Raw genomic sequence first — 19,172 nt, 5'->3', positions numbered from 1 at the left:
TTGCTCAGTCACCAGGCCGCCAGACGAACGGAGCCGGACCCCATGGGCGAGCAGCAGCACGTGAAGTTCCCGCAGGAGGTCATCGACGAGTACGCCGCGCTCGGCGTGGATCTCCCCGCACTGTTCTCCGCGGGGCACCTCGGGACGCGGATGGGCGTGGCGATCGTGGAGGCGTCGGCGGAGCGCGTCGTCGGGACGATGCCGGTCGAGGGGAACACCCAGCCGTACGGGCTGCTGCACGGCGGGGCGTCCGCGGTGCTCGCCGAGACCCTCGGGTCCGTGGGCTCCATGCTGCACGGCGGCAGCTCCAAGATCGCCGTGGGCGTCGACCTCAACTGCACCCACCATCGAGGGGCCCGGTCGGGGCTGGTCACCGGCGTCGCCACGCCCGTGCACCGGGGCCGGTCCACGGCGACGTACGAGATCGTGATCAGCGACGAGGAAGGCCGGCGGGTCTGCACCGCGCGGCTGACCTGCATGCTCCGGGACGCGACGGCCGCCGACGGCGCGCACGTGCGCGCCGCGGGGTGACAGTCCCGTCGCCTGGCCGGGTGCCGCCCGCGTCAGACACCCGGCACACTCGCGGGCCTTCCTTCCGTCTGCCCGGCCCCTCCAGACCCCCGCAAAGGCCCTGAACGGGCCTCGCTCTCCCACGCCGACCGGCTGAAAGTCGCTCAAGCTCACCGGCGCCGGAAGACGGCCGCCCGGCCCCACCCGCCGAAACCGGCCGCCGCCGGTGCGGCCACGGCCGGTCACCGCTTCCCCTGACGGCATCCGGCCCGTCGAGCCGCCCACCTTCCCGGACCCGTACGCCGGTGACGACGCCATCGAAGCCGGCGCACCCCACCTGCCCGGCGACCGGCGACCGGCGACACTACGACCGCGGACCCCGTGCCACCCGCGGACCCCGCGCCGCCCGTCACCCTCCACGTCACCGGCGCCGCCTCCCCGGACCACGCACCCCATGACCACAGACACCACAGGCTCACAGGGGCCACACATGACGCCGCGGGCACCAGCACACCCGAGCCGCACTCACCGCGCCCCCGGGACAGCCCGCCGGACCACCGTGGAGATTCCCGTTCCGGCTGATCCGGCCCGCACCCGAATGCGGACCTCCCCCTTCCCGTCGTAACGCTGCGTAACCTGCGTGCAATACAGCGCCACAGATCCACCCCCGGCCGCACCCACTCCGCAGAGCGTTTCCCGCTCGTTCGAAGCGCCCGCGGGCCCACATCCCAACGACCGGGCCCACGGCCAAGCGGAAGTGCGGGTTCTCAGCATGCGGACTGGCGAGAATTCACGCCAAAACGGTGGAGAGCCCCCTTTGCCGAAGTCCGCTCTCCATCACGTCATAACAAGAAAGTCACAAGCCCGCCCACGGCGATGCCCGGGCCCGCGAACCGGGCTTAGAGTCACGGCCAGTCACCGCTCCATCGGGAGTTCGGTACCAGCGCGGCACCAGCCGCCCCCACCGAGGTGGCAGTGCCTGCGGAAAGGACTGATTGTGCGACGTTCCATGGTGATACTTACCTCCGTCCTCGCGACTGGAGCTCTGACGCTCACCGCCTGCGGCTCCCGTGACGACAATGGCGGCGACAGTGGCGACAACGGGGACACCACCACCCTGACGATCGGCGTCAGCGCCCCCCTGTCCGGCGAGAACTCGACCACCGGCCTGGGCATCCAGTACGGCGCCCAGATCGCCGTCGACGACGCCAACAAGAACAAGCTCGTCCCCGGCGTGACGTTCAAGCTCAAGGCCCTGGACGACAAGGCGCAGCCCGCCACCGGCCAGCAGAACGCCACCGCGATCACCGCCGACAAGACCGCCGTCGGCGCCGTCGGCCCGCTGAACTCCGGCGTCGCCCAGACCATGCAGCAGGTCTTCGCCTCCGCCGACATGGTCCAGATCTCCCCCGCGAACACCGCCCCCGAGCTGACCCAGGGCAAGAACTGGCAGACGGACAAGAAGCGGCCGTTCAAGACGTACTTCCGCACCGCCACCACCGACGAACTCCAGGGCAGCTTCGCCGCCCAGTACGCCTTCAACGACCTGAAGAAGAAGAAGGCCTTCGTCGTCGACGACAAGCAGACCTACGGCGCCGGCCTCGCCAAGATCTTCAACGAGCAGTTCAAGAAGCTCGGCGGCCAGGTCGTCCAGACCGACCACGTCAACACCGGCGCCAAGGACTTCGGCTCCCTCGTCACCAAGATCAAGAACTCCGGCGCCGACCTGCTCTACTACGGCGGCCAGTACGACGAGTCCTCCCTGCTCACCAAGCAGCTCAAGGACGCCGGCGTCAAGATCCCGCTCTTCGGCGGCGACGGCATGTTCGCCTCCACCTACATCGAGACCGCCGGCGCCTCCGCCGAAGGCGACCTCGTCACCGCCATCGGCGTCCCCGCCGACACCCTGCCCGCCGCCAAGACCTTCATCGAGACCTACAAGGCCAAGGGCTACAAGGGTGACTACGGCGCCTACGGTGCCTACGCCTACGACGCCACCACCGCCATCATCAAGTCCGTGAAGGCCGCCGTCGACGCCAACGACGGCAAGGTCCCCACCGACATCAACGCCCTGCGCACCAGCGTCGTCGACGGAGTCCAGAAGTCCGACTTCGAAGGCCTCACCGGCAAGGTCTCCTTCGACCAGTACGGCGACACCACCAACAAGCAGCTGACCGTCTACCAGGTCGAAAAGGGCGCCTGGAAGGCCGTCGACACCGGCACCGCCGACCTCGGCTGACCCGGAACCTCAAGCACATCCCCCACGGGCCGCGCGGAAGGAGGACCCCGACCGCGCGGCCCGTTCCCACACCCGGACTTCCGCACACCAGTGCACCCCAGACCCTGCACACCACCAGTGCACACGACCACCAGCGACATGGAGGCCACGCGGTGAACACCCTGCCGCAGCAGCTGGCCAACGGGCTGCTTCTAGGCTCGATGTACGGGCTGATCGCCATCGGCTACACGATGGTGTACGGCATCGTCCAGCTCATCAACTTCGCGCACGGCGAAATCTTCATGACCGGAGCCTTCGGCGCCCTCACGGTCTACTTCTACATCCTCCCCGACGGCACCGCGATGGCCATCGCCGTCCCCCTGATGCTGATAGGCGGCGCCATCGTCGCCATCCTCATCGCCGTCGGAGCAGAACGATTCGCCTACCGGCCACTGCGCGGAGCACCACGGCTAGCACCACTCATCACCGCCATCGGCCTCTCCCTGGCCCTCCAGGAAGTCGTCCGCAACTTCTACCCCGACGCCGACCGCGCCCGCGCCTTCCCCGGCCTCGACACCCTCCACCACATCGGCTCCGTCACCATCAAGGACGCCGACATCTTCCTCATCGTCGCCGCGATCGTGTGCATGTCCTCCCTCGCCTACTTCGTCCGCAAGAGCCGCACCGGCCGCGCCATGCAGGCCACCGCGCAGGACCCGGACACCGCCCAGCTCATGGGCATCGACACCAACCGCATCATCGTCATCGCCTTCGCCATCGGCGGCTTCTTCGCCGCCGTGGCCGCCGTGGCGTACGGCATGAAATACGGCAGCGTCGACTACCGCATGGGCTTCCTCATGGGCCTCAAGGCGTTCACCGCCGCCGTCCTCGGCGGCATCGGCAACATCTACGGCGCCATGCTCGGCGGCCTCGTCCTCGGCATCGCCGAAACCCTCGCGTCCGCCTACATCGACGGAGTCCCCGGCATGCAGCAGCTCGGCGGCCAGGGCTGGGCCGACGTCTGGGCCTTCTGCCTCCTCATCCTCGTCCTCCTCGTCAGGCCACAAGGCCTGCTCGGCGAACGCGTCGCGGACAGGGCGTGATGACATGACCGAGACCAAGAACCCCACCCCCTCGGCCGTGGACACCCCCACCGAGAACCGCGCCCTGGTGCCCCTGCCCACCCCGGCAGCCCGCGCACTCCTCCTCGCCGGCGGCATCGCCACCACCGCCTCCACCTTCCTCGCCTGGACCTGGACCTCCGAATTCCCCGGTAACCTCACCGTCACCGGATACCCCGGCGGCCTCCAATGGCTCACCCTCACCGCCGGCGTCCTCACCACCCTGTTCGCCCTCGCCGCCTACGGCGTCCGCGGCCTCCGCTGGCTCACGCCCGCCCGCAACAACGCGCCGCTCGTCCTCAGCGCCCTCGCGGGCTTCGGCGTCACCTGGTACACCGTCCTCGCGATCAGCACCAAACTCGGCGGCCTCGCCAACCTCGAACCCGGCGCCTGGATCGCCGCCGTCGCCTCCCTCATCCCCCTCCTCGGCGCCCTCGCGCTCCCCGAGAAGACCACCGGCGACACCAAGGAACACCTCAAGGCCTACATCACCAAGGCCGAAAAGATCCCCGCCCCCCAGGACATCTCCCCCTGGCTCGAGCGCGCGATCATCACCATCGTCACGATCATCGGCCTCGGCGTCTTCACCTACGGCATCGACACCGAATACGGCGAACTCTTCATCGGCTACCTCATCGTCGTCATCTTCTCCCTCTGGGCCCTGCACACCGCAGGCGTACTCGACCGCTTCTCCCGCCTCGTCGCCCACCACCGCAGCTTCACGCTCGCCATGGGCTTCGCCGCCGCGATCGCGTTCCCCTTCACCCAGAGCGACGACCACTACGCCAACATCGGCGTCAACATCCTCATCTTCGGAACCGTCGCCCTCGGCCTCAACATCGTCGTCGGCCTCGCCGGACTCCTCGACCTCGGATACGTCGCCTTCCTCGGCGTCGGCGCCTACACCGCCGCCCTCGTCTCCGGCTCCGAGTTCTCCCGCTTCTCCGGCGTCCAGTTCCCCTTCTGGGCCGCCGCCCTCACCGGCGCCGCCGCCAGCCTCGTCTTCGGCGTCCTCATCGGCGCCCCCACCCTGCGCCTGCGCGGCGACTACCTCGCCATCGTCACCCTCGGCTTCGGAGAGATCTTCCGCATCGCCGTCAACAACATGGACGGCGACTCCGGACCCGACATCACCAACGGCCCCAACGGCATCCCCTCCATCCCCGACCTCAGCTTCTTCGGCTTCAACCTCGGCCAATCCCACGACATCGCCGGCTTCACCCTCGGCCGATTCGCCAACTACTACCTCCTGATGGTCCTCATCATGGCCATCGTCGTCCTCGTCTACACCCGCGCCGCCGACTCCCGCATCGGCCGCTCCTGGATCGCCATCCGCGAAGACGAGACCGCCGCCACCGCCATGGGCATCAACGGCTTCCGCGTCAAACTCATCGCCTTCGCCCTCGGCGCCACCCTCGCCGGCCTCGCCGGCACCGTCAGCGCCCACGTCACCTACAGCGTCGTCCCCACCCCCTACCAGTTCGCCGGATCCACACCCCCCAACTCGGCGTTCCTCCTCGCCGCCGTCGTCCTCGGCGGCATGGGCACCGTCGCCGGCCCCATCCTCGGCGCCGCACTCCTCTACCTCCTCCCCGAGAAGCTGGTCTTCCTCCAGGACAAGTCGCTGCTCGCGTTCGGCATCGCCCTCATCCTGCTGATGCGCTTCCGCCCCGAAGGCATCATCGCCAACCGCCGCCGCCAGCTCGAATTCCACGAGACCGGCCAACTCGACGTACCAGAACAGACGACGCTCACCGACACACCGGGGACCGTCACCAAGGCGGGGGCGTGACCACCATGACCACACCTGTACTCGAAGCACGCGACGTCACCATGCGCTTCGGCGGCCTCACCGCCGTCCGCTCCGTCGACTTCACCGTCAACGAAGGCGAGATCGTCGGCCTCATCGGCCCCAACGGCGCCGGCAAGACCACCTTCTTCAACTGCCTCACCGGCCTCTACATCCCCACCGAGGGCACCGTCTCCTACAAGGGCACCGTCCTGCCGCCCAAACCCCACCTCGTCACCCAGGCAGGCATCGCCCGCACCTTCCAGAACATCCGCCTGTTCGCCAACATGACGGTCCTGGAAAACGTCCTCGTAGGCCGCCACACCCGCACCAAAGAAGGCCTCTGGTCCGCCCTCCTGCGCGGCCCCGGCTTCAAGAAAGCCGAAAAGGCCAGCGAAGAACGCGCCATGGAACTCCTCGAGTTCATCGGCCTCGCCCACAAGCGCGACCACCTCGCCCGCAACCTCCCCTACGGCGAACAGCGCAAGCTCGAAATCGCCCGCGCCATGGCCAGCGAACCCGGCATCCTGCTCCTCGACGAGCCCACCGCCGGCATGAACCCCCAGGAAACCCGCGCCGCCGAAGAACTCGTCTTCGCCATCCGCGACCAGGGCATCGCCGTCCTCGTCATCGAGCACGACATGCGCTTCATCTTCAACCTGTGCGACCGCGTCGCCGTCCTCGTCCAGGGCGAAAAGCTCGTCGAAGGCACCTCCGACGTCGTCCAGGCCGACGAACGCGTCATCGCCGCCTACCTCGGCGAACCGTTCGAGGGCGCACCCGGAGAGGCCGAAGCCGCGGAAGTCACCGCCGCCGAAGCCGCCGCCGAGGCGCCCAGCACCACCAGCACCAAGGGAGAAGCCAAGTGACCGCACTCCTCGAAGTCGAGGACCTCCGGGTCTCCTACGGCAAGATCGAAGCCGTCAAAGGCATCTCCTTCAGCGTCGAAGCCGGCCAGGTCGTCACCCTCATCGGCACCAACGGCGCCGGCAAGACCACCACCCTGCGCACCCTCTCCGGCCTGCTGAAGCCCACCAGCGGGAAGATCCTCTTCGACGGCAAGCCCCTCACCGGCATCGCCGCCCACAAGATCGTCGCCCTCGGCCTCGCCCACTCCCCCGAAGGCCGGCACATCTTCCCCCGCCTCACCATCGCGGAGAACCTCCAGCTCGGCGCCTTCCTCCGCAAGGACAAAGAAGGCATCGACAAGGACATCCAACGCGCCTACGACCTCTTCCCCATCCTCGGAGAGCGCCGCAAGCAAGCCGCCGGAACCCTCTCCGGCGGCGAACAGCAGATGCTCGCCATGGGCCGCGCACTCATGTCCCAGCCCAAACTGCTCATGCTCGACGAGCCCTCCATGGGCCTCTCCCCGATCATGATGCAGAAGATCATGGCGACCATCTCCGAACTGAAGTCCCAGGGCACCACCATCCTCCTGGTCGAACAGAACGCCCAGGCGGCCCTCTCCCTGGCCGACCACGGACACGTCATGGAAGTCGGCAACATCGTCCTGTCCGGCACCGGACAGAACCTGCTGCACGACGAATCCGTACGCAAGGCGTACCTGGGCGAGGACTAGAGCACCTCACCCGTACGCGAGCACGGCAAAGGCCCGCTCCCCGGCACAGGGAGCGGGCCTCTTCGTACGGACCTACAAGCGCCCGGGAGCAGAGGGCGCGCTCAGCCCTTGCTCGCCTTCTTCTCGTCGGCGTCCGCGATGACCGCCTCCGCGACCTGCTGCATCGACATCCGGCGGTCCATCGACGTCTTCTGGATCCACCGGAACGCCGCCGGCTCCGTCAGCCCGTACTCCGTCTGCAGAATCGACTTCGCCCGGTCCACCAGCTTCCGCGTCTCCAGCCGCTGGGACAGGTCCGCGACCTCGTTCTCCAGCTCCCGCAGCTCCGTGAACCGCGAGACCGCCATCTCGATCGCCGGAACGACATCACTCTTGCTGAACGGCTTCACCAGATACGCCATCGCACCGGCGTCCCGCGCCCGCTCCACCAGATCGCGCTGCGAGAAGGCCGTCAGCATCAGCACCGGGGCGATGCGCTCCTCGGCGATCTTCTCGGCCGCGGAGATGCCGTCCAGCTTGGGCATCTTCACGTCCAGGATGACCAGGTCCGGCTTGTGCTCACGGGCGAGCTCCACGGCCGCCTCACCGTCACCGGCCTCGCCGACGACGCTGTAGCCCTCCTCCTCCAGCATCTCTTTGAGGTCGAGCCGGATCAGGGCCTCGTCCTCGGCGATGACGACACGGGTCGTCAGCGGAGGCACGTGCGACTTGTCGTCGTCGGGCGCGTCTACGGGCTGGGGCGACTCGGGGGCGGTCACGGGGGCTCCTCGTTCAGGGCGGAGTACTGCTCCCAAGAGCGTACCTAGCTGCGGTAAGGTGGGGGCGCGGAGGGTCAAGGGAAACCTTGGATTCTGCGGGCCCCGGTAGCCCAATTGGCAGCAGGCAATGGATTCAAAACCCATACAGTGTCGGTTCGAGTCCGACCCGGGGCACTTTTCCTTCGAATCCAAGGTCAGCCCTCCGAAGCGGATGTCCACGTTCTCGTGAACATCCGCTTTTTGCTGCGTGTCGTCGCGATCACTTTCGCAAGGTGTCCGTATGTACGACCTCGGCACACGCAAGCGAGCACTCGCGCTGGTCAGTCAGGGGCGCAGCCTCAATTCCGTCAGCCGGGAGACCGGTATCTCACGGGCCACGATCCGTGCTTGGCAAGAGCGCCTTGAACCCCTGGCTCGCATCGCGCCTCCGGACCCGGGACCGCCCGCGGACGACCGCGCGTACGCCTACCTGCTGGGCCTCTACCTCGGCGACGGCTGCATCAGCGCCCACCCCCGCGGCGGCTACTACCTCCGCATCGCATGCGCCGATGCGTGGCCCGGTCTTATCCAGCAGTGCCGTGAAGCCATCACGAAGGTGCGTCCTGGCATCGGCGTCTACGCCCTTCAGAAGGAGGGCTGCACGATGATGACCAGCTACTCCCCGCACTGGCCCCGGCTCTTCCCTCAACACGGCCCCGGCAAGAAGCATGAGCGGACCATCACCCTGGAAGCCTGGCAGCAAGCCATCGTCGACGCCCACCCCTGGGAGTTCATCCGCGGCCTGATCCACTCCGACGGATGCCGCATCACCAACTGGACGACTCGCCTCGTCGCCGGTGAGCGCAAGCGCTACGAATACCCCCGGTACTTCTTCACCAACAAGTCGGACGACATCAGGGCACTCTTCACGGACACCCTCGACAAGGTCGGTGTCGAGTGGACCACCCTCGCCCGGGGCAGCGACCCGTTCAACATCTCCATCGCCCGCAAAGCCTCCGTCGCCCTCATGGACACGCACGTGGGCCCCAAACACTGACCCTGGCCGGGCTACTTGTCGTCCTCCCCGATGTGGTGCACCCGCACCAGGTTCGTCGAGCCTGAGACCCCGGGCGGCGAGCCGGCGGTGATGACGACCGTGTCGCCCCTGTCGCAGCGGCCGTACTTCAGCAGCAGTTCGTCCACCTGGGCGACCATCGCGTCGGTCGAGTCGGCGTGGGGACCGAGGAAGGTCTCGACCCCCCAGGTGAGGCTGAGCTGGGAGCGGGTGGCCGGTTCGGGGGTGAAGGCGAGGAGCGGGATCGGGGAGCGGTAGCGCGACAGGCGGCGGACCGTGTCGCCGGACTGGGTGAAGGCGACCAGGAACCTGGCGCCGAGGAAGTCGCCCATCTCGGCTGCCGCTCGGGCGACGGCGCCGCCCTGGGTGCGGGGCTTGTTGCGTTCCGTCAGGGGTGGGAGGCCCTTGGTGAGGATGTCCTCCTCGGCCGCTTCGACGATCTTCGCCATCGTGCGGACCGTTTCGGCGGGGTATTTTCCGACGCTGGTCTCGCCGGAGAGCATCACGGCGTCGGTGCCGTCGATGACGGCGTTGGCGACGTCGCTCGCCTCCGCCCTGGTGGGGCGGGAGTTCTCGATCATGGAGTCGAGCATCTGGGTGGCGACGATGACCGGTTTGGCGTTGCGTCTGGCGAGTTTGATGGCGCGTTTCTGGACGAGGGGGACCTGTTCGAGGGGCATTTCGACGCCGAGGTCGCCGCGGGCGACCATGATGCCGTCGAAGGCGGCGACGATGTCGTCGATGGCTTCGACGGCCTGGGGTTTCTCGATTTTGGCGAGGACGGGGAGGCGTCGGCCTTCCTCGTCCATGATGCGGTGGACGTCCTGGATGTCGCGGCCGCCGCGGACGAAGGAGAGGGCGATGATGTCGCAGCCCGCGTGCAGGGCCCAGCGGAGGTCGGCTTCGTCCTTGCCGGAGAGGGCGGGGACGGACACCGCGACTCCGGGGAGGTTGAGGCCTTTGTGGTCGGAGACCATGCCGCCTTCGATGACGGTGGTGTGGACGCGGGGGCCGTCGATCTCGGTGACCTGGAGGCTGACTCTGCCGTCGTCGACGAGGATGTGTTCGCCGGGGGTGACGTCGGTGGCGAGGCCGGCGTGGGTGGTGCCGCAGGTGTGGCGGTCTCCTTCGGTGTCCTCGTCGGTGGTGAGGGTGAAGGTGTCGCCGCGTTCGAGAAGTACGGGGCCTTCGGCGAAGCGGCCGAGGCGGATCTTCGGGCCTTGGAGGTCGGCGAGGACGCCGACGCTGCGGCCGGTCTCGTCGGAGGCCTTGCGTACGCGGTGGTAGCGCTCCTCGTGTTCGGCGTGGGTGCCGTGGCTGAGGTTGAGGCGGGCGACGTCCATTCCGGCGTGGACCAGGGCTTTGATCTGGTCGTACGAGTCGGTTGCGGGGCCCAGGGTGCAGACGATTTTCGCTCGGCGCATGAGGCGACCCTAGGGCTTACCGGTGGGTAGGGAATTCGTTGGGCGTGGCTGCTCAACCACCTTTGGGTGAAGGGTTGTTGTCGAGGGTTGAAGGGTGCGCGAGGACCCTCCGACGGGTGTTCGAGGGGCGTGTTCCTGTGCGGTCGGGGGGGGTGTGGTCGCAGGTGCGGTCACAGGTGCGGGGGCACCATCGTGAAGCGGGCGTTGACATGCGCGTGGACGCGTTGGCGTTGGGGTTCGAGGTCGAGGGGGGCGGCGGCGGTCTCCTCGACGGCGTGGGCCATGGAGCGCATGCGGCCGGCGGGTGCGGCGGGGTAGGCGGGTGGGGTGTTCTCGGCGCCGATGTCGGCGAGTTCGACGAGGGCGGCGAGGGTGGTGCCGAGTGCTTCGGCGTATTCCCGGGCGCGTTGGACGGCTTCGCGTACTGCTTGTTGGCGGGCTTCTCGGTGGGCGGGTGAGTCGGGGCGCAGGGCCCACCAGGGGCCGTCGACGCGGGTGAGGTCGAGGTCGGCGAGGCGGGTGGTGAGTTCGCCGAGGGCGGTGAAGTCGGTGAGTTCGGCGGTGAGGTGGACGCGGCCGTGGTAGGCGTGGACGCGTTCGCCGCGGCCTTCTTTGAGTTGGGGGGTGATGGAGAAGGCGCCGGTTTCGAGTCGTTCGACTGCTTCGCCGTAGGTTTTGATGAGGTTGAGGGCGGTGGTGTTGCGGCGGGTGAGGTCGTCGAGGGCGGCGCGGCGGTCTTTGCCGCGGGAGGCGACGGTGACGGTGATGCGGGCGATTTCGGGGTCGACTTCGAGGCGGGCTTCGCCGCGGACGGCGATGCGGGGGGCGTCGGGGGTGCCGTAGGGGACGGCGGGGCGGGTGTCGTCGGCCGGTTCGGTGGTCATGCGTCCCACTGTGTCAGTCGCTCTGTGTTCGCGGTCGTTGTTGGTCACCAGATCGAAACCTGCGGGGTCTGTTCTGGTCGGGCGTGCGCGGGTCAGAATCTACGCGCGTCATTGATCCGTCCCGAGGAGTTCGAGCCATGCCGTTGAATCGCCTGAATCGCCGGAAGTTCCTGAAGAAGTCCGCCGTGACCGGGGCGGGGGTGGCGCTGGCGGGTGCGGTGGCGGCTCCGGCGGCGCAGGCCGCGGAGGCGAAGAAGGGGCCGAGGCCGTCGAAGCGGTACGCGCTGACGGTGATGGGCACGACCGACCTGCACGGTCATGTCTTCAACTGGGACTACTTCAAGGACGCGGAGTACGCCGACGCGCAGGGCAACGCGCAGGGTCTGGCGCGGGTGTCGACGCTGGTGAACCAGGTCCGTGAAGAGAAGGGCCGGGGGAACACGCTGTTGCTGGATGCCGGGGACACGATTCAGGGCACTCCGCTGACGTATTACTACGCGAAGGTGGATCCGATCACCGCCGAGGGCGGTCCGGTGCATCCGATGGCGGCGGCGATGAACGCGATCGGGTATGACGCGGTGGCGCTCGGCAACCACGAGTTCAATTACGGCATCGAGACGCTGCGGAAGTTCGAGGAGCAGTGTGATTTTCCGCTGCTGGGTGCGAACGCGCTGGACGCGAAGACGCTGAAGCCGGCTTTTCCGCCGTATTTCATCAAGAAGTTCCCGGTGAAGGGTGCGCCGCCGGTGACGGTGGCGGTTCTGGGTCTGACCAATCCTGGTATCGCGATCTGGGACAAGGCGTATGTGCAGGGCAGGCTGACGTTCCCGGGGCTGGAGGAGCAGGCGGCGAAGTGGGTGCCGAAGCTGCGGTCGATGGGTGCGGACGTGGTGGTGGTGTCGGCGCATTCCGGGTCGTCGGGTACGTCGTCGTACGGTGATCAGTTGCCGTATGTGGAGAACTCGGCGGCGTTGGTGGCGCGGCAGGTGCCGGGGATCGACGCGATTCTCGTCGGGCACGCGCATGTGGAGATTCCGGAGCTGCTGGTCACGAACGAGAAGTCCGGGAAGACGGTGGTGCTGTCGGAGCCGCTGGCGTATGCGGAGCGGCTGTCGTTGTTCGACTTCGAGCTGGAGTTCGTGAAGGGGCGCTGGCGGGTCGAGTCGGTGAAGGCGTCAGTGCGGAACTCGAACTCGGTCGCCGACGATCCGCGGATCACCAGGTTGCTGAAGGACGATCACGATGTGGTCGTGGCGTATGTGAACCAGGTGGTCGGTACGGCGACGGAGACGTTGACGACGGTGGAGGCGCGGTACAAGGACGCGCCGATCATCGATCTGATCACCAGGGTGCAGGAGGACGTGGTCAGGGCGGCGCTGGCGGGTACGGAGTTCGCGTCGGTGCCGGTGATCGCGCAGGCGTCGCCGTTCTCGCGGACGTCGGCGATTCCGGCCGGGGATGTGACGATCCGGGATCTGTCGAGTCTGTACGTGTATGACAACACGCTGGTCGCGAAGGTGATGACGGGGGCGCAGATCCGGGCGTACCTGGAGTACTCGGCGCAGTATTTCGTGCAGACGGCGGCGGACGCGGTGGTCGACGTGGCGAAGCTGACGAATGCGGGTGGTCGTCCGGATTACAACTACGACTATGTGTCGGGGCTGTCGTACGAGATCGACATCGCGCAGCCGGCGGGTGCGCGGATCAGGAATCTGTCGTACGGGGGTGCGGCGTTGGATGACGCGCAGCAGTTCGTGCTGGCGGTGAACAACTACCGGGCGAATGGTGGGGGTGCGTTCCCGCATGTGGCGTCGGCGCGGGAGGTGTGGTCGGAGTCGACGGAGATCCGGACGCGGATCGCGGAGTGGGTGACGGAGAAGGGTGTGCTGGATCCGAAGGAGTTCGCGTCGGTGGACTGGACGTTGACGCGGGACGGTACGCCGGTGTTCTAGGGGTCCGGCGGGTCCGGCGGGGGTTCGGAGGGGTGACGTCCACGGCGTCGGCGAGCGTGTTCTCGCCGGCGCCGTCGGCGTCTCGCAGGGTGCTTCTCACCTTCTGTCGACGAGTGGGGTGAGGGTCCGGGGGGCCTGTCGGGCCGGGGGGACGTGGGGCTGGGGTTCGAGTCCGAAGGTGGTGAAGGCGGTTCGGGTGGGCAGCGGGTAGGGGTCGTGGTCCGTGAGGGAGTTGAGGATGGTGGCGCTGCGCCAGGCGGCGAGGCCGAGGTCGGGGGTGCCGACGCCGTGAGCGTGCCGGGCGGCGTTCTGGACGTACACCGAGCCGGTGACGGACGGGTCGAGGACGAGGCGGAACTGTTCGTCGACGCGGGGGCGTTCGCGGCTGTCGCGGCGCAGGTAGGGGTCGAGGCCGGCGAGGACGCGGTCGAGGGGGCGTTCGCGGTAGCCGGTGGCGAGGACGACGGCGTCGGTGGTGAGGCGGGAGCGGGTGTGCTGCTGGATGTGTTCGAGGTGGAGTTCGACCTTGGTGGTGGCGATGCGGCCGGCGGTGCGGACGCGGACGCCGGGGGTGAGGACGGCGTCGGGCCAGCCGCCGTGCAGGCTGCGGCGGTAGAGCTCGTCGTGGATGGCGGCGATGGTGGCGGCCTCGATGCCTTTGTGGAGTTGCCACTGGGCGGTGACGAGGCGGTCGCGGACGGCTTCGGGGAGGGCGTGGAAGTAGCGGGTGTAGTCGGGGGTGAAGTGTTCGAGGCCGAGCTTGGAGTACTCCATGGGGGCGAAGGCCTCGGTGCGGCCGAGCCAGTGGAGTCGTTCGCGGCCTGCGGGGCGGTGGCGGAGCAGGTCGAGGAAGATCTCGGCGCCGGACTGTCCTGAGCCGATGACGGTGACGTGGCCGGCGGTGAGCAGGGTGTCGCGGTGGTCGAGGTAGTCGGCGGCGTGGACGACGGGCACGGCGGGGGTCTCGACGAGGGGTGCGAGCGGTTCGGGGACGTAGGGCTCGGTGCCGATGCCGAGGACGACGTTTCTCGTGTAGGTGCGGCCGAGGGCTTCGGCTTCTCCGTCGGTGTCGAGCTGGGTGAAGTCGACTTCGAAGACGTCGCGTTCGGGGTTCCAGCGGACGGCGTCGACCTGGTGGCCGAAGTGCAGTGCGGGGAGGTTCTCGCTGACCCAGCGGCAGTAGGCGTCGTATTCGGCGCGCTGGATGTGGAAGCGCTCGGCGAAGTAGAAGGGGAAGAGACGCTCGCGGGCCTTGAGGTAGTGGAGGAAGCTCCAGGGGCTGGTGGGGTCGGCGAGGGTGACCAGGTCGGCGAGGAAGGGGACCTGGATGGTGGCGCCTTCGATGAGCAGGCCGGGGTGCCAGTCGAAGGCGGGGTGTTGTTCGTAGAAGACGGTGTCGAGGTCGGTGAGGGGGTGGGCGAGGGCGGCGAGGGAGAGGTTGAGGGGGCCGATGCCGATGCCGACGAGGTCGCGGGGCCGGTCGGGTTGGTGGAGTGGGGGGTGGCTCATCGGGGGGTGGTTCCTTCCGCGAGGTGCAGGAGCCCGGCCAGGTCGTCGGGTCGGGTGTGGGGGTTGAGGAGGGTCGCCTTGAGCCAGAGCCGGCCGTCGAGGCGGGCACGGCCGAGGACGGCGCGGCCTTCGGTGAGGAGGCGTCGGCGTACGGCGGCGACGGTGTCGTCGGTGGCGCCGGCGGGCCGGAACAGGACGGTGCTGATGGTGGGCCGGTCGTACAGCTCGTAGCCGGGGTGGGCGTGGACGAGGGCGGCCAGTTGCTGTGCCCGGTCGCAGACCTGGTCGACGAGTGCGCCGAGGCCGGTGCGGCCGAGGGTGGTGAGGGTGACGGCGATCTTGAGGACGTCGGGGCGGCGGCTGGTGCGTAGGGAGCGGCCGAGGAGGTCGGGCAGTCCGGCGTCGGTGTCGTCGTCGGCGTTGAGGTAGTCGGCGTGCTGGTGCAGGGCGGTGAGGTCGTGCGGGTCGGTGACGGTGAGGAGGCCGGCGGCGATGGGCTGCCAGCCGAGTTTGTGCAGGTCGAGGGTGACGGTGTCGGCGGCTTCGAGTCCGGTGAGCCGGTGGCGGTGGCGGTCGCTGAGGAGGAGTCCCCCGCCGTAGGCGGCGTCGATGTGGAGGCGGGCTGCGTGGGCCGTGCACAGGGCGGCGATCTCGGGCAGGGGGTCGATGAGTCCGGCGTCGGTGGTGCCGGCGGTGGCGGCGACGAGCAGGGGGCCGGGCAGGGTGGTGAGGGCTTCGTCGAGGGCGGCGGGGTCGAGGGTGCCGGCGGGGGCGGGCACGACGACGGGGTCGGGCAGTCCGAGCAGCCAGGCGGCGCGGGGCAGCGAGTGGTGGGCGTTGGCGCCGTGGACGAGGCGGATGCCTGCGCCGTGCCGTTCGCGGGCCAGGAGGAGGGCGAGGTGGTTGGATTCGGTGCCGCCGGTGGTGACGAGGGCGTCGGCGGCGCCGGCCTCCCGGGCGAGGGCCCGGGTCACCAGGGCCTCCAGTGCGGAGGCGGCCGGGGCCTGGTCCCAGGAGTCGAGGGAGCAGTTGAGGGCGCTGGCCGCGAGGTCGGCGGCGGTGGCGACGGCGAGGGGCGGGCAGTGCAGGTGGGCGGCGCAGTGGGGGTGGGCGGGGTCGGCGGAACCCTCGGCGAGGGCGGTGACGAGGCGTCGTAGGGCGTCCGGGTCGCCCTCCTCGGGCAGGACGTCGCCGACCGCGTCCCGGACGTGTGCGGCGACCGTTTCCGGGCCGCCCGCCGGGAGTGGTCCGCCGCGGGCCCGGGTGCCGTCGCGCAGCGCGTCGAGGACGGTGTCGAGCAACGGCCGCAGGGCGTGGGGGCCTTCGGGTCCTGAGGCGAGCGGCGGCATGCTCATCGGTGTCCTCCGGGGCGCTGCTGGGGCCGGGTGGTTCCAGCTTGTACGCGGTCGCGTGGGCGCGCCCGGGAGGTTCAACGATCAGAACCCGAAAGGGGGTACGTGTGCCCGTGCGGGGCTTCGGCGGTGAGGAGGCAGGCGGGCGGGGCCGCGGCGGGGGCTGCGGCTTCCGGACGCCGTTGCTGACCCGGACTGTCCTTTCGCGGGGCTTCGGCCGTGAGTGGGAGTCGCCGGGCCGTCACGGCGGCTGCCGCCCACGGGCCCGCGATACCGCCCGGGGCCCGTTGCTCGCTGTCCCGGACCGCCGCCCGACCCCCGCTGGCGTCCGGCCCCGCTGCCGCTCTCCTCAACGGGCCCGCCCTCAGGTCCCTGAGGGGCAGGGCGCGGCTGACCGAGGCTTCTTGGGTTCACGACCGGAGGCTTCCGTGTGGTCCCCGGCTCACTGGGCGCACGTGGGTGCGGGCGGCGGGGACCCGCCGTGCCCGTGTCGTGGTCCTACGCCTCCCGTACGCGGAGCGCGCGGGCCAGGTCGTCGAGTTGGTCGGTGAGTTTGCGGTGCAGGGCGGGGATGGGGTCGGCGTCGCGCAGGCACTGTTCGCCCAGGTGCAGGGTGTCGGCGTCGATGGCGTGGGCGGGGAAGGCCCAGCGGCCGGCGGCGTCCGCGATGGCGGGGCCGCGGCGGGCGGCGACGGCGACCGCGTCCTGGAAGTAGCGCGGTACGTACTCCCGTACCAGGTCGGTCTGTTCGGGCTGCCAGAAGCCCTGGGCGGTGGCGGTGAACAGGTAGTTGGACAGGTCGTCGGTGGCGAACATGGCGTCCCACGCCCGGCGCTTGGCGTCCGCGTCGGGCAGGGCGGCCCGGCAGCGGGCGGCGCCCTCCTGGCCGGTGGCGCTGGGGTCGCGTTCCAGTTCGGCGGTGATGGCGGCCTCGTCGGTGGCGCCGAGGACGGCGAGCCGGCCGAGGACGCGCCAGCGCAGTTCGGGGTCGAGTTCGGGTCCGCCGGGCACGGTGCCGTCGGCGAGCCAGGCGGCGAGGGTGTCGGGGTGGGCGGCGACGTCGATGCAGTGGCGTACGGCGATCAGGCGCAGGCCGGGGTGGTCGCCGTCCTCGGTGCGGCGGATGAGGTCGCGGCACAGGGCGGTGAGGGTGGCCAGGGCGGCGGGGCGCTCCTCGGGGGTGAGGTAGCGGTCGGCGACCTGGACGGAGGCGAAGGCGAGGACGCCCTGGACGAGGGCGAGGTCCGTCTCGTGCGGGAGGTGGGTGCGGGCGGCCTCCAGGTAGGCGGCGGCGGGCAGTTCGCCGTCGCGGACGGCGTCCCTGAGGGCGTTCCACACGACCGCGCGGGTGAGCGGTTCGGGCAGGCCGCAGAGGGCGGTGGTGACCGTCCGGAAGGATTCGGGGTCGAAGCGGATCTTGGCGTAGGTGACGTCGCCGTCGTTGAGGAGGAGCAGGGCGGGGCGCTTGCCGATGGGGTGGGGTCCGCCGGCTGCGGTCTGCGGGACGTCGAGGTCGAGACGTTCGCGCAGGACGAGGTGGTGCATCTCGTCGGTGACGTCCTGGTCGTAGAGGCCGACGGCGATGCGGTGGGGGCGGCTGCCGGTGTGGTCGACGGTGAGGGTGCAGGTGCCGCCGTCGGGGGTGATGCGCGGGGTGAGGGTGTCGACGCCGGTGGTGCGCAGCCAGGCGTCGGCCCAGGCGTGGACGTCCCGGTCGGTGTGGGCGGCGAGGGAGTCGATGAGGTCGGCGAGGGTGGCGTTGGCGAACTTGTGGCGGGCGAAGTGGGTGTTGATGCCGGCCAGGAAGTCCTTCTCGCCGAGCCAGGTCACCAGCTGGCGCAGGGCGGAGGCGCCCTTGGCGTAGGAGATGCCGTCGAAGTTCAGCAGCGCGGCGGCGGTGTCGTCGACGGCTTCGGGGGCGACGGGGTGGGTGGAGGGGCGCTGGTCGGCGTCGTAGCCCCAGGCTTTGCGGGCGACGCCGAAGTCGGTCCAGGTGTCGGTGAAGCGGGTGGCTTCGGTGAGGGTCTGGTAGCCCATGTACTCGGCGAAGGACTCGTTCAGCCAGATGTCGTCCCACCAGCGCAGGGTGACGAGGTCGCCGAACCACATGTGGGCCATCTCGTGGGCGATGACCACGGCGCGGGTCTGGCGTTCGGTGTCGGTGACGGCGGAGCGGTGGACGAACTCGTCGCGGAAGGTGACCAGTCCGGGGTTCTCCATGGCGCCGGCGTTGAACTCGGGGACGAACGCCTGGTCGTAGGAGTCGAAGGGGTAGGGCTCCTCGAACTTCTCGTGGTAGCGGTCGTAGCACTGGCGGGTGATGTCGAGGAGTTCGTCGGCGTCGGCGTCGAGGTACGGGGCCAGGGAGCGGCGGCAGTGGATGCCGAAGGGCAGGCCGCGGTGTTCGGTGCGGACGGAGTGCCAGGGGCCGGCGGCGACGGCGACGAGGTAGGTGGAGATCAGCGGGGTGGGCGCGGCCTGCCAGCGGCCGTCGCCGAGGTGGTCGGTGATGCCGTTGGCGAGGACGGTCCAGCCTTCGGGGGCCGTGACGGTGAGGTCGAAGACGGCCTTGAGGTCGGGCTGGTCGAAGGCGGCGAAGACGCGCTGGACGTCGTCCATGAACAGCTGGGTGTAGACGTAGCTCTCGCCGTCGGTGGGGTCGGTGAAGCGGTGCATGCCCTCGCCGGTGCGGGAGTAGCGCATGCTCGCGTCGACGCGCAGTTCGTGCTCGCCGGGGAGGAGGTTCTTCAGCGGGAGCCGGTTCTCGTCCAGGGTGTCCGGGTCCAGGGGCTGTCCGTCGAGGCTGACGGTGCGCAGGGTGGCGGGCTTGACCTCGACGAAGGTGTCCGTGGCGTCCTGGTCCGCGCGCACGGTGAACCGGATGACGGTGCGGGAGTCGAAGGTGTCGTCCCCGGCGGTCAGATCGAGGTCGATCGTGTAGCGGTGGACGTCGATGAGCCTGGCACGGGTCTGCGCTTCGGCGCGCGTCAGTACGGACATGCAGGCCATGCTGCCTGAT

General features: G+C 69.4%; 14 protein-coding genes and 1 tRNA gene. 9 read left to right on the top strand and 6 right to left on the bottom strand.

Going from position 1 to position 19,172, the window contains the following annotated elements:
* Positions 1–42 precede the first annotated feature (42 nt).
* From ACWD0J_RS02360 to ACWD0J_RS02335, 6 genes are all read left to right on the top strand, one after another.
* Positions 43–531 (top strand): hotdog fold thioesterase, encoded by a 489-nt coding sequence (locus ACWD0J_RS02360; RefSeq protein ID WP_451493829.1) that lies wholly within the window; start codon positions 43–45, stop codon positions 529–531.
* Between the two features lie 988 nt (positions 532–1,519).
* Entirely contained in the window at positions 1,520–2,749 is a 1,230-nt protein-coding gene (locus ACWD0J_RS02355) for a branched-chain amino acid ABC transporter substrate-binding protein (protein WP_451493828.1), read from the top strand.
* A gap of 152 nt (positions 2,750–2,901) precedes the next feature.
* On the top strand, positions 2,902–3,831 hold the full coding sequence (locus ACWD0J_RS02350; protein ID WP_451493827.1) for a branched-chain amino acid ABC transporter permease: 930 nt from the start codon (positions 2,902–2,904) through the stop codon (positions 3,829–3,831).
* A gap of 4 nt (positions 3,832–3,835) precedes the next feature.
* Positions 3,836–5,641, top strand: a complete 1,806-nt coding sequence (locus tag ACWD0J_RS02345) for a branched-chain amino acid ABC transporter permease (protein ID WP_451493826.1) — start codon at positions 3,836–3,838, stop codon at positions 5,639–5,641.
* A 5-nt stretch (positions 5,642–5,646) separates the two neighbouring features.
* Positions 5,647–6,507 carry an ABC transporter ATP-binding protein gene (locus ACWD0J_RS02340; protein WP_451493825.1) on the top strand — a complete coding sequence of 287 codons (861 nt, stop codon included), beginning with the start codon at positions 5,647–5,649 and terminating at the stop codon, positions 6,505–6,507.
* Positions 6,504–7,220: an ABC transporter ATP-binding protein gene (locus tag ACWD0J_RS02335; protein ID WP_451493824.1), complete on the top strand. Its 717-nt coding sequence runs from the start codon at positions 6,504–6,506 to the stop codon at positions 7,218–7,220. The genes ACWD0J_RS02340 and ACWD0J_RS02335 overlap by 4 nt, the downstream gene beginning before the upstream one ends.
* 101 nt (positions 7,221–7,321) lie before the next feature.
* Here the strand turns inward: ACWD0J_RS02335 and ACWD0J_RS02330 are convergent, their stop codons facing one another.
* Positions 7,322–7,978, bottom strand: coding sequence for an ANTAR domain-containing response regulator (locus ACWD0J_RS02330; RefSeq protein ID WP_451493823.1), 657 nt, complete (start codon positions 7,976–7,978; stop codon positions 7,322–7,324).
* A gap of 99 nt (positions 7,979–8,077) precedes the next feature.
* Between ACWD0J_RS02330 and ACWD0J_RS02325 the strand changes: the two genes are divergently transcribed.
* Together ACWD0J_RS02325 and ACWD0J_RS02320 are read left to right on the top strand one after the other, a co-directional pair.
* A tRNA-Leu gene (locus ACWD0J_RS02325) sits at positions 8,078–8,152 on the top strand.
* A gap of 106 nt (positions 8,153–8,258) precedes the next feature.
* Entirely contained in the window at positions 8,259–9,014 is a 756-nt protein-coding gene (locus tag ACWD0J_RS02320; RefSeq protein ID WP_451493822.1) for a helix-turn-helix domain-containing protein, read from the top strand.
* Positions 9,015–9,025: 11 nt separating this feature from the next.
* On the opposite strand, the gene pyk is transcribed toward ACWD0J_RS02320, so the two are convergent.
* On the bottom strand, positions 9,026–10,456 hold the full coding sequence (gene pyk / locus ACWD0J_RS02315; protein WP_451493821.1) for a pyruvate kinase: 1,431 nt from the start codon (positions 10,454–10,456) through the stop codon (positions 9,026–9,028).
* A gap of 170 nt (positions 10,457–10,626) precedes the next feature.
* Positions 10,627–11,340 carry an SIMPL domain-containing protein gene (locus tag ACWD0J_RS02310; protein WP_451493820.1) on the bottom strand — a complete coding sequence of 238 codons (714 nt, stop codon included), beginning with the start codon at positions 11,338–11,340 and terminating at the stop codon, positions 10,627–10,629.
* A gap of 137 nt (positions 11,341–11,477) precedes the next feature.
* Here ACWD0J_RS02310 and ACWD0J_RS02305 point away from each other — a divergent pair, with 137 nt between their 5' ends.
* Entirely contained in the window at positions 11,478–13,292 is a 1,815-nt protein-coding gene (locus ACWD0J_RS02305) for a bifunctional metallophosphatase/5'-nucleotidase (protein ID WP_451493819.1), read from the top strand.
* Between the two features lie 96 nt (positions 13,293–13,388).
* Here ACWD0J_RS02305 and ACWD0J_RS02300 read toward each other — a convergent pair whose 3' ends face one another.
* The 3 genes from ACWD0J_RS02300 to pepN form a co-directional block, all read right to left on the bottom strand.
* On the bottom strand, positions 13,389–14,801 hold the full coding sequence (locus ACWD0J_RS02300; protein WP_451493818.1) for a lysine N(6)-hydroxylase/L-ornithine N(5)-oxygenase family protein: 1,413 nt from the start codon (positions 14,799–14,801) through the stop codon (positions 13,389–13,391).
* The gene (locus ACWD0J_RS02295) at positions 14,798–16,156 is read right to left on the bottom strand and encodes a pyridoxal phosphate-dependent decarboxylase family protein (RefSeq protein WP_451493817.1); all 1,359 of its coding nucleotides are present in this window, start codon (positions 16,154–16,156) and stop codon (positions 14,798–14,800) included. Before ACWD0J_RS02295 ends, ACWD0J_RS02300 begins: the two co-directional genes overlap by 4 nt.
* 495 nt (positions 16,157–16,651) lie before the next feature.
* The gene (gene pepN, locus ACWD0J_RS02290) at positions 16,652–19,153 is read right to left on the bottom strand and encodes an aminopeptidase N (protein WP_451493816.1); all 2,502 of its coding nucleotides are present in this window, start codon (positions 19,151–19,153) and stop codon (positions 16,652–16,654) included.
* Positions 19,154–19,172: the final 19 nt, after the last annotated feature.

This window comes from Streptomyces sp. NPDC003011, from assembly GCF_053591515.1.
This window is presented reverse-complemented; position numbering and strand designations above follow the sequence as displayed.

Coding starts and splice junctions, on each gene's coding strand:
- ACWD0J_RS02295 (WP_451493817.1), bottom strand. CDS start 16,156: ATGAGCATGCCGCCGCTCGCCTCAGGACCCGAAGGCCCCCACGCCCTG.
- ACWD0J_RS02310 (WP_451493820.1), bottom strand. CDS start 11,340: ATGACCACCGAACCGGCCGACGACACCCGCCCCGCCGTCCCCTACGGC.
- ACWD0J_RS02305 (WP_451493819.1), top strand. CDS start 11,478: ATGCCGTTGAATCGCCTGAATCGCCGGAAGTTCCTGAAGAAGTCCGCC.
- ACWD0J_RS02300 (WP_451493818.1), bottom strand. CDS start 14,801: ATGAGCCACCCCCCACTCCACCAACCCGACCGGCCCCGCGACCTCGTC.
- ACWD0J_RS02345 (WP_451493826.1), top strand. CDS start 3,836: ATGACCGAGACCAAGAACCCCACCCCCTCGGCCGTGGACACCCCCACC.
- ACWD0J_RS02320 (WP_451493822.1), top strand. CDS start 8,259: ATGTACGACCTCGGCACACGCAAGCGAGCACTCGCGCTGGTCAGTCAG.
- pyk (WP_451493821.1), bottom strand. CDS start 10,456: ATGCGCCGAGCGAAAATCGTCTGCACCCTGGGCCCCGCAACCGACTCG.
- ACWD0J_RS02355 (WP_451493828.1), top strand. CDS start 1,520: ATGGTGATACTTACCTCCGTCCTCGCGACTGGAGCTCTGACGCTCACC.
- ACWD0J_RS02340 (WP_451493825.1), top strand. CDS start 5,647: ATGACCACACCTGTACTCGAAGCACGCGACGTCACCATGCGCTTCGGC.
- ACWD0J_RS02360 (WP_451493829.1), top strand. CDS start 43: ATGGGCGAGCAGCAGCACGTGAAGTTCCCGCAGGAGGTCATCGACGAG.
- pepN (WP_451493816.1), bottom strand. CDS start 19,153: ATGTCCGTACTGACGCGCGCCGAAGCGCAGACCCGTGCCAGGCTCATC.